At 72.4% G+C, this 12907-nt stretch carries 12 protein-coding genes and 1 pseudogene; 12 read left to right on the top strand and 1 reads right to left on the bottom strand.

The window, feature by feature from the left end; translation table 11 throughout:
- The 11 genes and pseudogenes from ACFVJS_RS19010 to ACFVJS_RS18960 form a co-directional block, all read left to right on the top strand.
- Nucleotides 1-180: pseudogene (locus ACFVJS_RS19010) on the top strand (gfo/Idh/MocA family oxidoreductase); the annotation flags it as partial.
- Nucleotides 181-238: 58 nt separating this feature from the next.
- Nucleotides 239-1054 (top strand): ThuA domain-containing protein, encoded by an 816-nt coding sequence (locus tag ACFVJS_RS19005; protein ID WP_378883442.1) that lies wholly within the window; start codon nucleotides 239-241, stop codon nucleotides 1052-1054.
- Nucleotides 1051-2223 carry an inositol-3-phosphate synthase gene (locus ACFVJS_RS19000; protein ID WP_378883439.1) on the top strand — a complete coding sequence of 391 codons (1173 nt, stop codon included), beginning with the start codon at nucleotides 1051-1053 and terminating at the stop codon, nucleotides 2221-2223. Before ACFVJS_RS19005 ends, ACFVJS_RS19000 begins: the two co-directional genes overlap by 4 nt.
- Nucleotides 2220-3074, top strand: coding sequence for an SCO3242 family prenyltransferase (locus tag ACFVJS_RS18995; RefSeq protein ID WP_378883436.1), 855 nt, complete (start codon nucleotides 2220-2222; stop codon nucleotides 3072-3074). The genes ACFVJS_RS19000 and ACFVJS_RS18995 overlap by 4 nt, the downstream gene beginning before the upstream one ends.
- Nucleotides 3071-3949, top strand: coding sequence for a sugar phosphate isomerase/epimerase family protein (locus ACFVJS_RS18990; RefSeq protein ID WP_378883433.1), 879 nt, complete (start codon nucleotides 3071-3073; stop codon nucleotides 3947-3949). The genes ACFVJS_RS18995 and ACFVJS_RS18990 overlap by 4 nt, the downstream gene beginning before the upstream one ends.
- Nucleotides 3946-4551: an EboA domain-containing protein gene (locus ACFVJS_RS18985; RefSeq protein WP_378883430.1), complete on the top strand. Its 606-nt coding sequence runs from the start codon at nucleotides 3946-3948 to the stop codon at nucleotides 4549-4551. Before ACFVJS_RS18990 ends, ACFVJS_RS18985 begins: the two co-directional genes overlap by 4 nt.
- Complete coding sequence (locus ACFVJS_RS18980) at nucleotides 4551-5408, top strand: TatD family hydrolase (RefSeq protein WP_378883427.1); 858 nt, start codon at nucleotides 4551-4553, stop codon at nucleotides 5406-5408. Before ACFVJS_RS18985 ends, ACFVJS_RS18980 begins: the two co-directional genes overlap by 1 nt.
- The gene (gene eboE / locus ACFVJS_RS18975) at nucleotides 5405-6589 is read left to right on the top strand and encodes a metabolite traffic protein EboE (RefSeq protein WP_378883424.1); all 1185 of its coding nucleotides are present in this window, start codon (nucleotides 5405-5407) and stop codon (nucleotides 6587-6589) included. Before ACFVJS_RS18980 ends, eboE begins: the two co-directional genes overlap by 4 nt.
- Nucleotides 6586-7956, top strand: coding sequence for an alkaline phosphatase family protein (locus ACFVJS_RS18970; protein ID WP_378883422.1), 1371 nt, complete (start codon nucleotides 6586-6588; stop codon nucleotides 7954-7956). Before eboE ends, ACFVJS_RS18970 begins: the two co-directional genes overlap by 4 nt.
- 29 nt (nucleotides 7957-7985) lie before the next feature.
- Nucleotides 7986-8993, top strand: coding sequence for a sugar phosphate isomerase/epimerase family protein (locus ACFVJS_RS18965; RefSeq protein WP_378883419.1), 1008 nt, complete (start codon nucleotides 7986-7988; stop codon nucleotides 8991-8993).
- Between the two features lie 40 nt (nucleotides 8994-9033).
- The gene (locus tag ACFVJS_RS18960) at nucleotides 9034-9999 is read left to right on the top strand and encodes a sugar phosphate isomerase/epimerase family protein (RefSeq protein WP_378883416.1); all 966 of its coding nucleotides are present in this window, start codon (nucleotides 9034-9036) and stop codon (nucleotides 9997-9999) included.
- 16 nt (nucleotides 10000-10015) lie between these two features.
- Here the strand turns inward: ACFVJS_RS18960 and ACFVJS_RS18955 are convergent, their stop codons facing one another.
- Complete coding sequence (locus ACFVJS_RS18955; protein WP_378883413.1) at nucleotides 10016-11905, bottom strand: rhamnan synthesis F family protein; 1890 nt, start codon at nucleotides 11903-11905, stop codon at nucleotides 10016-10018.
- 102 nt (nucleotides 11906-12007) lie between these two features.
- On the opposite strand from ACFVJS_RS18955, the gene ACFVJS_RS18950 reads away from it, so the two are divergent.
- Nucleotides 12008-12907, top strand: a 900-nt coding sequence (locus ACFVJS_RS18950) for a glycosyltransferase (protein ID WP_378883410.1), incomplete at its 3' end; no start/stop codon positions are given.

Raw genomic sequence — 12907 nt, 5'->3', positions numbered from 1 at the left:
CCGGGACACGGTCTCGGCTACGAGCACGGCTTCACCCACCAGGTCGTCGACCTCGTCCGGGCGCTCGGTGAGGGTGCCGAGCCCACACCGACGTTCGCCGACGGCCTCCAGGTGCAGCGCGTGCTCGCCGCCGTCGAGACCAGCTCCGACACCAGGACGTGGCAGGAGATCCCCACCTGACCCACCCCGCCGCCCTCGCCTGGAACGACTCTGCCACTCAGTTCGGAAAGGACGCACCATGAAGTACGCATCGAGAAGAAACGTGATCGCGGGAGCCGGCCTGGTGGCCGCGGCCGCCGTTGCCCCGGGTCTGTCGTCGGCACCGGCTGCGCGAGCGGCCGGCTCCGGCGTGGGCGAGGCGGTGGAGACGTACGAGGTCCTGGTGTTCTCCAAGACCGCCGGGTTCCGACACGGGTCCATCCCCTACGGCATCGCGGCGATCGAGAAGCTGGGGGTCGAGAACGGCTTCACGGTGACCGCCACCGAGGACGCAGCGGTGTTCAACGACACCGACCTGGCGGCGTACGCGGCGGTGGTGTGGCTCTCCACGACCGGGAACGTGCTCGACGCCGGCCAGCAGGCGGCCTTCGAGCGCTACATCCAGGGCGGCGGCGGGTACGTGGGCATCCACGCCGCCTCCGACACCGAGTACGACTGGCCCTGGTACGGCGGCCTGGTCGGGGCGTACTTCGCCGGTCATCCCGCTCAGCAGACCGCGACGGTGAAGGTGCGTGCGCACAACACCGCTGCCACGGCCGAGCTGCCGAAGCGGTGGACGCGCTGGGACGAGTGGTACAGCTTCCGCGGCCGTCCTGCCGACTCGGTCAGGATCCTCGCCGACCTCGATGAGCGCAGCTACAACCCGGGCAGGTTCGCGATGGGCGAGCCGCACCCGATCGCCTGGTGCCATGAGTACGACGGTGGTCGGGCGTTCTACACCGGGATGGGCCACACCAACGAGTCGTTCACCGAGCCGGAGTTCCTCTCCCACGTGCTCGGCGGCATCCAGATGGTCGCTGGAGCCGCGCCGTTCAGGGCCGGAGCAGACGGGTGACCGGGCAGGGCACCGGGGTGGGGAAGGTCGGCCTCTGGCTGATCGGCGCGCGTGGCTCGGTCGGGGTCACGACGATCGTCGGGGCCCAGGCTGTCCGGGCAGGGCTCGCCGGCCGGGTCGGGCTCGTGGCCGAGCAGCCGGAAGTCGCTGCGGCAGGACTGCCCTCCCTCGACGAGCTCGTCATCGGAGGCCACGACCTCGCCACCGATCCGCTGGCGAAACGGGCCGAGCGCCTCGCGGCGGGCGGGGTGGTGCCGGCCGCGATCCTGCCGGCGATCGCGGGTGAGCTGGAGGCGATCGGGTCGGGGCTGCGTACGGGCTATGACGTCTCGAGCGAGGAGCCCCAACGAGAGGCGATCGCGAGGCTGAGCGCCGATCTGGTCGCCTTCCGCGAGGCCCACGGGCTCGAGCGGGTGGTCGTGGTGGACGTCGCGAGCACCGAGCCACCTGCCGAGGTCACCGACGGCGGGCCGCTCGCCGACCCGGACGCTCTGGACGCGGCCCTGGCGGCGGGGGAGTCGCCGCTGCCGGCCAGCTCGGTCTACGTCCTGGCCGCCTACCGGGCCGGCTGCCCGGTGGTCTCGTTCACGCCGAGCCCCGGACCGCGGCTGCCGGTGCTCGTCACGCTCGCCGAGCGGGCCGGCCTCCCGTGGGCCGGCTCGGACGGCAAGACCGGCGAGACGCTGCTGAAGTCGGCCCTGGCGCCGATGTTCGCGACGCGAGCGCTGCAGGTCAACGCCTGGGCGTCCTACAACATGCTCGGCGGCGGTGACGGTGCCACGCTCGCCGACCCGGCCAACGCGCAGAGCAAGCTGGCCACCAAGGCCCAGGGTCTGGAGGCGATGCTCGGTCACCCGGTGGAGGGGCCGATGCACATCGACTACGTGCCCGACCACGGTGACTGGAAGACGGCCATCGACCACGTCTCCTTCGAGGGATTCCTCGGGGTGCGGATGTCGCTGCAGTTCACCTGGAGCGGCTGCGACTCGGCGCTGGCCGCGCCGCTGGTGCTCGACCTGGCCCGGCTGACGTTGCGTGCGCACCAGGTCGGGGAGGCCGGTCCGCTGCCGTTCGGTTTCTTCTTCAAGGATCCGGCAGGTTCGACCGAGCACCGTCTCGGCACGCAGTGGGACGAGCTGGTCGCGTGGTGTGCCCGGGTGGGCGCATGACGTCTCGTGCCCGTGCCCGTGCCTTCGCCGAGCTGGTCCGGCTGCCGGCGGCCCTCACCGTGCCGGGCGACACCCTGGCCGGGGCGGCCGCGGCCGGGCGGCTCGGCGCCCGGTCGCTGGCGATGCCGGCGGCGTCGGTGGCGCTCTACTGGGCCGGGATGGCGCTCAACGACTGGGCCGACCGCGATCTCGACGCCGTCGAGCGGCCGGAGCGGCCGATCCCGTCCGGCCGGGTCAGCCCGCGCCAGGCGCTGGGGGCGGCCGTCGGGCTGACCGCGGCGGGTGTCGGGCTGGCCGCGCTCGCCGGAGGGCGTCCGGCCACGGCCACGGCGGCTGCCCTGGCCGGGTCGGTGTGGGCCTACGACACCGTGCTCAAGGACACCGCGGCCGGGCCGGTCGCGATGGCCGCGGCCCGAGGTCTGGACGTGCTCCTCGGAGCGAGTGCCGCCGGGCGTACGCGGGCCGGGCTGGTGCCCGCCGGGCTCCTGGCGGCCCACACCGCCGGGGTCACGCTGCTCAGCCGAGGCGAGGTGCGCGGCACCCGGCCCCTCACCGCGGGTCTCGCCGGCGGGGTCACGGTCGCGACCGCGGCCGTGGCGGCCGGCCACGGACGGGCGGCGCTTCCCGTCGCCCTCGCCGCGGCGTACGCAGGCAGTGTCGGCTCCGCCCAGCTCGCCGCGGTCTCCTCGCCGGATGCCGGCACGGTCCGGCGGGCCACCGGCGCCGGGATCCGCGGGATGATCCCGCTGCAGGCCGCACTCGTCGCCCGGCGCTCGCCCCTCGCGGCGATCGGGCTGCTGGCCGCGGGCCCGATCGTCAAGGCCGCCTCGAAGGTGGTGTCACCGACATGAGCGCGACGAGCACGCTGCGGTTCGGTTACGGCACCAACGGCATGCACAGCCACCGGCTCGAGGACGCCCTGGCCCTCCTGGCCGACCTCGGCTACGACGGCGTCGCACTGACCCTCGACCACCTCCATCTCGACCCCTACCGGCCGAATCTCGCCGGCCGGGTGGCGCGGCTCGGCGACCGGCTCGACGAGCTAGGCATGTCGGTCGTGATCGAGACCGGCGCCCGCTACATCCTCGATCCCCGCCGCAAGCACTATCCGACCCTGCTCCACCCCGGCCCGGACGCCAGCCGGCGCGTCGACTACCTGCACCGGGCCGTCGAGGTCGCCGCCGACCTCGGCGCCGAGGCCGTCTCGTTCTGGTCGGGCACCCTGCCGGACGGCGTCGAGGAGGAACGTGCCTGGGGACGCCTGTGCGACGGCGTCTGGCGGGTCCTCGACCTCGCGCAACGTCGCGAGGTCGTGTGTGCCGTCGAGCCCGAGCCGGGCCACTTCGTCGACACTCTCGACGCCGTGCTCGAGCTGCGCCGCCGGCTCGACGACCCCGACCTGCTCCGGGTCACCCTCGACCTCGGGCACGTGGTCTGCAACGAGCCGCGCGGTATGGCCGAGACCATCCGCCGGGCCGGTCCGCTGCTGGCCAACGTGCAGGTCGACGACATGGTCGAGGGCGTCCACGAGCACCTCGAGCTCGGCACCGGGCGCGTCGACTTCGCCGAGGCGCTCGGGGCGCTCGTCGAGATCGGCTACACCGGTCTCGCCGCCCTCGAGCTGCCCCGCCAGTCCCACGCCGCGCCGGTCGTCGCCGAGCGTTCCCTCGCGTTCCTGCGCGAGACCCTCGCGGCTCTTCCCGACCCCGTGGAGGTGCGCGCATGAACCAGACGCTTCTCGCCGAATGGTGCGCGGAGATCGAGGCCGACCCCACCCGGATCCGGACCCGTTTCCCGGCCGCGGCCAGGGAGATCGGCCGCACGCCGGGCACCTCGCCCGAGCCCGGCGCGGAACGGGTCGAGGACGACGTACGTCTGCTGCTGCTGGGCGCGCTCGGCCGCGGCCTCGCCGACGACGCCGACCGCCTGAGCACCGAGGTGCACGACCTCTACCGCTTCGGCGACGCCGACGAGCGGCGCGCGGTCCTGCTCGGCCTCGGCCTCCTCTCCGACGAGCTGGGTGACCGAGCCGTCGACCTGCTCCACGACGCGCTGCGCACCAACGACCCGCGGCTCGTGGCCGCCGCCGTGGGGACGTACGCCGCTCGTCTCGACGACGCCGCGTGGCGCCAGGCCGTCCTCAAGTGCCTCTTCGTCGGCGTGCCGCTCCGTCTGGTGTCCGAACTGAACCGCCGCGCCGACGACGAGCTGCGCCGGATGGTCGCCGACTACGCCGCAGAGCGGCAGGCCGCCGGGCGCGAGGTGCCTGCCGACGCCCTGCTCCTCCTCTCCGACCCCGCCCCCACCACCACGACTCGGGAGTCCTGATGCGCATCTTCGACCCGCACATCCACATGAGCTCGCGTACGACCGACGACTACGAGGCGATGTACGCCGCCGGTGTCCGCGCGCTGGTGGAGCCGGCCTTCTGGCTCGGCCAGCCGCGGACCAGCGTCGAGTCGTTCGTCGACTACTTCGACTCGCTGGTCGGGTGGGAGCGGTTCCGGGCCTCACAGTTCGGGATCGCCCACCACTGCACGATCGCGCTCAACCCGAAGGAGGCCAACGACCCGCGCTGCACGCCGGTCCTCGACCTGCTGCCGCGCTACCTCGCCAAGGACGGCGTCGTCGCGGTCGGCGAGGTGGGCTTCGACTCGATGACCGAGGAGGAGGAGAAGGCGTTCAGCAGACAGCTCGAGCTGGCTCGTGAGTTCGCGCTGCCGGCGATGGTGCACACGCCTCACCGCGACAAGCTCGCCGGGACCCGCCGCACCCTCGACCTGGTCGAGGCGGCCGGGATGGACCCCCGCATGGTCGTCGTCGACCACCTCAACGAGGTGACCGTCGACCTCGTGGACGAGGCGGGCGCGTGGATGGGCTTCTCGATCTACCCCGACACCAAGATGGACCCCGACCGGATGGTCGCCATCCTCCAGCGCCGCGGTCTCGATCGGGTGCTGGTCAACTCCGCCGCCGACTGGGGGAGGTCGGATCCGCTCCGGACGAGGGCGACAGGCGAGGCGATGCTCGCCGCCGGGTTCTCCGACGACGACGTCGACAAGGTGCTGTGGCGCAACCCGGTGGAGTTCTTCGGGCAGAGCGGACGGCTGCTGCTCGACGTACCGGAGGCCGACCAGGGTGCGACCTTCGCCGGCAACTCGCTGCTGCGAGGTGAGCGGGCATGAGGTTCCGCCACCGCGACGGCACGGTCGTCCACCTCGGCTACTGCAGCAACGTGCACCCGGCCGAGGACGTCGACGGCATCCTCGACCAGCTCCGCCGCTACGCCGGCGAGGTCCGGGCCCGGCTCGGCGAGCCCCGCCTCGGCCTCGGGCTCTGGCTCCCGGCGGCGACGGCCCACGAGCTGGCCGGCGACCCGGCCACCCTCGACCGGCTCCGCGCCGGCCTGGACCGCCACGGCCTCGAGGTGGTCACCCTCAACGCCTTCCCGTACGCCGGGTTCCACGCCCCGGTCGTGAAGCGCGACGTCTACTCGCCGGACTGGTCGACCCGGCGCCGCCTCGACTACACCCTCGACTGCGCCCGGGTGCTGGCCGCGCTGCTGCCCGATGACGCCGCCCGCGGCAGCATCTCCACCCTCCCGCTCGGCTGGCGCACCCCGTGGTTCACCGACCGCGACCGGGCGGCGCGGGAGCTGATCGGCGAGCTCGCCGAGGGTCTGGCCGGTCTCGAGGCCGAGCACGGCCGGACGATCCGCGTCGGCTTCGAGCCGGAGCCGGGTTGCGTCGTGGAGACCACCCGCGACGCGGTCACCCGGCTCGCCGGCCTGGCCCCCGACCACCTCGGGATCTGCGTCGACACCTGTCACCTCGCCACCCAGTTCGAGGACGCCGCCGAGGCGCTCGACCGGTTGCAGGTGGCCGGGCTGCCGGTCGTCAAGGTCCAGGTCTCCGCCGCCCTGCACGCCGACGACCCGAGCGACCCGGCGACCCGGGAGGCCCTGGCCTCCTACGCCGAGGACCGCTTCCTCCACCAGACCCGCGAGCCCCGCGGGGCGCGGGTGGACAGCCGCGACGACCTGCCCGAGGCGCTCGGCGGCCACCGTCCGCTGGCGGCCGAGCACCCCTGGAGGGTTCACTTCCACGTGCCTCTGCACGCCGACCCGGCACCGCCGCTGCGCAGCACCCGCGACCACCTCGCCGGCACCCTCGACGCGCTCCTCGGCGGCCCGGTGGCCCACACCGACCACCTCGAGGTCGAGACCTACACCTGGGGCGTCCTGCCCGAGCAGGTCCGCCCCGACGGGGACGCCGGCCTGGTCGCGGGCATCGCGGCCGAGCTCGACTGGACACGCGACCGGCTCCTCGAGTCCGGTCTGGAACAGCTGCAGGAGGCATCGGCATGAGCTCGAACCCCAAGGAGAAGCTGCTGGTCATCGACGTGGTCGGGATGACCCCCGACCTGCTCCGGCACATGCCGCGGGTGCGGCAGGTGGGGGAGTCGGGGTTCACCGCCGAGCTCGGCACCGTGCTGCCCGCCGTCACCTGCTCGGTCCAGTCGACCTTCCTGACCGGCGCGCTGCCGCGCGAGCACGGCATCGTCGGCAACGGCTGGTTGTTCCGTGACCTCGGCGAGGTGCTGCTGTGGCGCCAGCACAACGGGCTGGTGCAGGGCGAGAAGCTCTGGGACGTCGTCCGCCGCCGGCGTCCGGGCGCGAAGGTCGCCAACATCTGCTGGTGGTATGCGATGGGCGCCGACGTCGACACCACGGTCACCCCGCGCCCGGCCTACCACGCCGACGGCAAGAAGTCGCCGGACTGCTGGACCTGGCCTCCGTCCCTCCACGACGAGCTCACCGAGGAGCTCGGCCCGTTCCCGCTGTTCACCTACTGGGGGCCGACCGCCTCGATCAAGAGCTCGGCCTGGATCGTCGCCGCAGCCCGCAAGATCATGCCCGACCACGACCTCACCCTCGTCTACGTCCCTCACCTCGACTACGACCTGCAGCGGTTCGGTCCCGACAGCCCGCAGGCGGTCCAGGCGGCTCGCGACGTCGACGCCACCCTGGCGCCGCTGCTCGACGACGCCGACGCCGCCGGGGTTCGCGTCGTCCTGCTGAGCGAGTACGGCATCACCCGGGCCTCCCGTCCGGTCGATGTCAACCGGCTGCTGCGGCGCGAGGGCCTGCTGCACGTCCACCACAACGCCACCGGCGAGCTGCTCGACCCGTGGACCTCACGTGCCTTCGCGGTCGCCGACCACCAGATCGCGCACGTCTACATCAAGGACCCCGACGACCTGGAACGCGTCCGCGACCTGCTCCACAACCTCGACGGGGTCGCCGAGGTCCTCGACCGCGCCGGCCAGGCGGCGTACGGCCTCGACCACGAGCGTGCCGGCGAGCTGGTCGTGGTGGCGGAGCCGGACGCCTGGTTCACCTACTACTACTGGCTCGACGACGCGAACGCCCCGGACTTCGCCCGCGGCGTCGAGATCCACAAGAAGCCCGGCTACGACCCCGCCGAGCTGTTCCTCGACCCCGAGGACCGCTGGGTCAAGCTCCGGGCCGCCACCACGCTGGCCCGCAAGGCCGCCGGGTTGCGCTACGCGATGAGCGTGGTGCCGCTCGACCCCGCCCCGGTCTCGGGCAGCCACGGTCGGTTGCCGGACGACCCCGAGCACGGTCCCGTGCTCGTCTGCTCCGAGGCCTCCGCCAAGCGCGACCGGTTCGAGGCCACCGAGGTCCGCGACCTGCTCGCTTCTCTGCTCTGAATCCTCTGACCCCACGTGGAAGGACAACCATGACCCGACCGATCACCCTGTTCACCGGCCAGTGGGCCGACCTGCCGTTCGAGGAGGTCTGCCGCCTCGCCTCCGAGTGGGGCTACGACGGCCTGGAGATCGCCTGCTGGGGCGACCACCTCGACGTCTGGCAGGCGGCCGAGGACGAGACGTACGCCCAGGCGAAGCTGGACCTGCTGGAGAAGCACAACCTCAAGGTCTTCACGATCTCCAACCACCTCAAGGGCCAGGCGGTCTGCGACGACCCGATCGACCAGCGCCACCAGGACATCCTGCCCGCCAAGATCTGGGGCGACGGCGATCCCGAGGGCGTACGTCAGCGGGCGGCCGAGGAGATGAAGATGACCGCGCGGGCGGCGAAGAACCTCGGCGTCAAGACCGTGGTGGGCTTCACCGGCTCCTCGATCTGGAAGTACGTCGCGATGTTCCCGCCCGTCTCCCAGGAGATGGTCGAGGCCGGCTACCGGGACTTCGCGGACCGGTGGAACCCGATCCTCGACGTCTTCGACGAGTGCGGGGTGCGGTTCGCCCACGAGGTGCACCCCTCCGAGATCGCCTATGACTACTGGTCGACCGTCGCGACGTTGGAGGCGATCGGGCACCGGGAGGCGTTCGGGCTCAACTGGGACCCCAGCCACATGGTGTGGCAGCAGGTCGACCCGGTCGGGTTCCTGTGGGACTTCCGCGACCGGATCTACCACGTGGACTGCAAGGACACGAAGCTGCAGACCGGCAACGGCCGCAACGCCCGCCTCGGCTCCCACCTCGCCTGGGCCGACCCGCGCCGCGGCTGGGACTTCGTCTCCACCGGTCACGGCGACGTGCCGTGGGAGCAGTGCTTCCGGATGCTCAACGCGATCGGCTACGAGGGCCCCATCTCGGTCGAGTGGGAGGACGCCGGCATGGACCGCCTCGTCGGCGCGCCCGAGGCGCTCGAGTTCGTGCGCCGGCTCGCGTTCGACGCCCCGGAGGCCGCCTTCGACGCGGCCTTCAGCACCAACGACTGACCCGACCCCGAGAGTTCGACGATCCCGAGAGGAAACATCCATGTGTTACGGATTCGATGGTGAGGGCGCGCTGCGCCGCTCGCTGGAGGAGCGCGGCCTGAGCCGTCGTTCGATGTTCAAGGGTGCGCTGGGCGCGTTCGCGGGTGGTGCGGTGCTGGCTGCCGCGCCGGGTCTGCTCTCCCCGGCCGGCGCCGCCACGGCGGCGAAGCGGGGCGCCTGCCGAGTTCCTCCGGGCCGCATCAGCATCCAGCTGTGGACGGTCCGCGACGCGCTGTGGGGCGACCCGGGCTTCGACGCGACGCTGACCTCCATCGCCGAGATGGGCTACCCGCGGGTCGAGCAGGCGCTGGGCTACTTCGACCGGACCGCTGCCGAGCTGCGGGCCTTCTACGACGACCTCGGCATCCGCGCCTCCTCCTCCCACGACGGCATCAGCGCGACGCCCGCCGACCTGCAGACCAAGCTGGAGAACGCCGCCACGCTCGGTCAGCGCTACATGGTGGTGCCCTACCTCGCCTCCAGCTCGCTCTCCGACTGGCAGATGTGGGCGGAGCAGATGAACGTCGAGGCGGCGGCCGCGAAGCGCTACGGCATCGCCTACGGCTACCACAACCACGCTCACGAGTTCACGACCGATCTCGGCGGCGGCGTGACTCCCTGGGACGTCCTCACCACCGAGCTGGACCCGGGGCTCGTGCACCTCGAGATCGACATCTACTGGGCGGTGACGGGCGGCGTGAACCGGGGCCTGTCCAACGACGAGGCCGTCGACTTCGCGATCGACACCATCACGTCGGGACCGCAGCGGGTGCGGCAGTACCACGTCAAGGACCGCAACCCCAGCACCGGCGACCACGTCGACCTCGGCACCGGCTTCATCGACTTCGCGAAGGTCTTCGCGGCCCACGAGGTCGAGGAGTACATCGTCGAGAACGACACCCCGGAGGTCAGCCCGCTCCACACCGCGCAGGTCGGCTACTCCTACCTGCGCCGTCTGCGCTACTGAGTGGGCTCGGCCCGGTTCAGAACGCGCGCCGCTTGAGCTGGCCCGCGGCCCGCCGCAACGGGTTGCGGGCCAGCTCTTCCTCCAGGTGGCGCACCTGGTCCTCGAGCTCGGCCACCCGCTGGGGAAGCCGGCGGCCGGCGCGGCGCTCGGCCTTGATCAGCGCGGCCTTCTCGGTGTGGGCGTCGGTGAGGCGTACGGTCTCGGGGGCCAAGGCGGGGACGAGCTCGAGGTCGCTGTCGCGGGGCTCGCCGGGAACGGCTGGCCTGGCCGAGACCTGGAAGCTCTCGACCATCGCGTCGGGTTGGTCGCGGACCCATTCCGCGACGGCGTACGGCAGGGTCTTCTGCGGCACCCCGAACGCGGAGACCAGCGGGTCGGCGACAGTGCCCCGCAGCTCGGTCGCGACCAGGCTGGCGTCGGCCAGCAGACGCATCAGGCCGGCGCGGTCGAACGAGCGCAGCGGCTCCCGGTCCACGGGCAGCGGCGCCGTCGACCAGTGTCCCTGCAGGACCGCCAGCCGGCGCGAGCCGTGGGTGGCGTTGGGGGTGGAGACCACGATCCGCCCCTCGGGCGCGAGCAGTCCGCGGGCCTCCTCGAGGACGGCGGCCGGGTCGGGGGCGTACTCGAGGAGCTCGGCGAGCACCACGACGTCGAAGCTGCCCGGGGCGAAGAGATCGGTCAGGGGAGTAGCGAGGGGGTCGGCGACGATCACGTCGGCCAGCTCCCGGCCCGCGTACGCAGCCGCCTCCTCGTCCCTCTCGACTCCCGTCACCTGGCACCCCTGGGCACCGAGCCGGCGGCCGATCTCACCGGTCCAGCAGCCGACCTCGAGCACCTCCGGCGCCGAGCCGACCAGGGCGGCGATCTGGGCCGGGGGAGCGTTGTCGCCGTCGCGAGACCCGGTGCCGAAGCGGTTGGAGGGCCGCAACCCGGCGCCGGCCGGGGCGGGCGCCGCGCCGTAGGCCAGCGACCTGCCGTCGAGGCGGCGCTCGGCGGTCAGAGGCTCGACCTTGGTGAGCCGGCGTCCACGCGCCTGCCGGGTCTCGTCGAGGTAGTCGCGAACCCCCGCGAACGCGTCGGGATAGGCCTGCTCGCAGTGTCGCAGCAGCGCCTCGGCGTCGAGGGCGTAGGGATCGTCGCGCAGCGTCTCGATCTTCACGATCGGCAGCCGGCCGGCGTCGAGCACGCTGTCGGCCATCGTGTTGCACGGGTTGGGCGGCTGGTTGCCGATGTTGCGTACGAGATTCCACTCGGCGGTCGTGGCCGGGAGCAGGTGCGGGTCCGTGTCGGGGTCCAGGGTGATGTTGACGCCCATCCAGGACCGGCGTGCCCGGGCGCGCCGGTGCTCGTGGGCCCGCGGCACGAAGTAGGCGTCGTAGGTCAGCCCGGCCTCGGCGAGCCGGCGGGTCAGCCCCACCTCGTAGCGGACGATCACCTCGGCGCGGTCGTCGAGCGGTTCGAAGTCGCGCCAGAACGCGGCGAACGCCTCCGAGGAGACGGCGGTGGGCGTGAAGCCCACGAAGTAGCTCTGGATGTGGTCGCCCATCTCCTGGTTGCGGGTGAGCCCCCAGAAGTCGACACCGCGCCCGGCCATCTCCTCGAAGATCGCCTCGGGCGGCACGACCGGCCCGATGAAGCTGTCGTTGGCCAGCACGACCAGATCGAACCGCCCCAGGTCGCCGGCGACCTCCAGGCCGGCCTGGTAGGAGGCGAAGTCGTAGCCCCTGTTGTCACGCTCGACCACCTGTGCGCGGGCCTCGGCCCAGGCCCGGTCCTCGTCGCGCAGGCCACCGGCGGAGACCACGATCAGCTCGGCCGTGGCCGCATAGGCCTCGATCTGGCGGCGCACGTGGGGCCACAGCCGCCCCTCGGTGTCGTACGTCGCCAACACTGCCAACCGCGACACGGTGAAACCTCCGAGAAGATGGGATGTCGGCCCTCACCCTAACCAGGTCGCGGCCCGTGTCGGGTTCCGCCCAGCCCTGGTGGGCGGCATAGGCTGAAGCCCATGCCATCGCCCCGGGTATCGCTGATCACCGCTGTCTACAACCCGCCCGCCGATGCCTTCGAGGACACGATCGCGTCGGTCCTCGCCCAGTCCTACGAGGACTGGGAGTGGATCCTGAGCGACGACAAGTCGCCGGAATCCTGGGTGCTGCCGCGGCTGCGTGAGCTGGCCGCGAAGGAACCACGAGTGCGGATCGTCGAGCGGCCGGAGAACGGCGGCATCGTGGCCGCGTCGAACTCCTCGCTCGCCGAGGCGACCGGCGAGCTGGTCGCCCTGCTCGACCACGACGACGTGCTCGAGCCCAACGCGCTGGCCAAGATGGTCGACGCCTACGACCGGTTCGACGACCTCGACTACGCCTACAGCGACCAGGACCTGATGAGCGACGAGGGCCAGCTCCGCGACGCCTACTACAAGCCCGACTGGTCGCCGGAGCGGCTGCGCCACCACAACTACTGCACCCACTTCTCGGTCTTCCGCCGCTCCGTGGTGGAGGAGGCCGGCGGGTTCCGCGAGGGCTTCGACGGCTCCCAGGACCACGATCTCGTGCTGCGGGTCAGCGAGCGTGCCCGGCGCATCGTGCACGTCCCCGGCGTGCTCTACCACTGGCGCCAGGTCCCGGGATCGGCCGCCGCGGACAACCAGGCCAAGCCCTACGCCTGGGATGCCGGCGTACGCGCGGTGCAGGCCCACCTCGACCGCGTCGGGATCCGGGCGAAGGCCTCCCGAGGTGTCTCGCCCGGGCTCTACCGCGTCGAGCGCGAGCCCGATCTGGACACCCCGGTCAGCGTGATCATCCCGACCATCGGCACCAGCGCGATCGTCTGGGGCGAGAAGCGCGCGATGGTCGTCGAGACCGTCCGCTCGGTGGTCGCCTCCAGCAAGCACCGTGACCTCGAG

It is taken from the genome of Nocardioides sp. NPDC057772 (genome assembly GCF_042798075.1).
Taxonomy (GTDB): Bacteria; Actinomycetota; Actinomycetes; order Propionibacteriales; family Nocardioidaceae; genus Nocardioides.
Note: the sequence above shows the minus strand (reverse complement) of the source record. Positions and strands in the feature narration are given on the sequence as shown.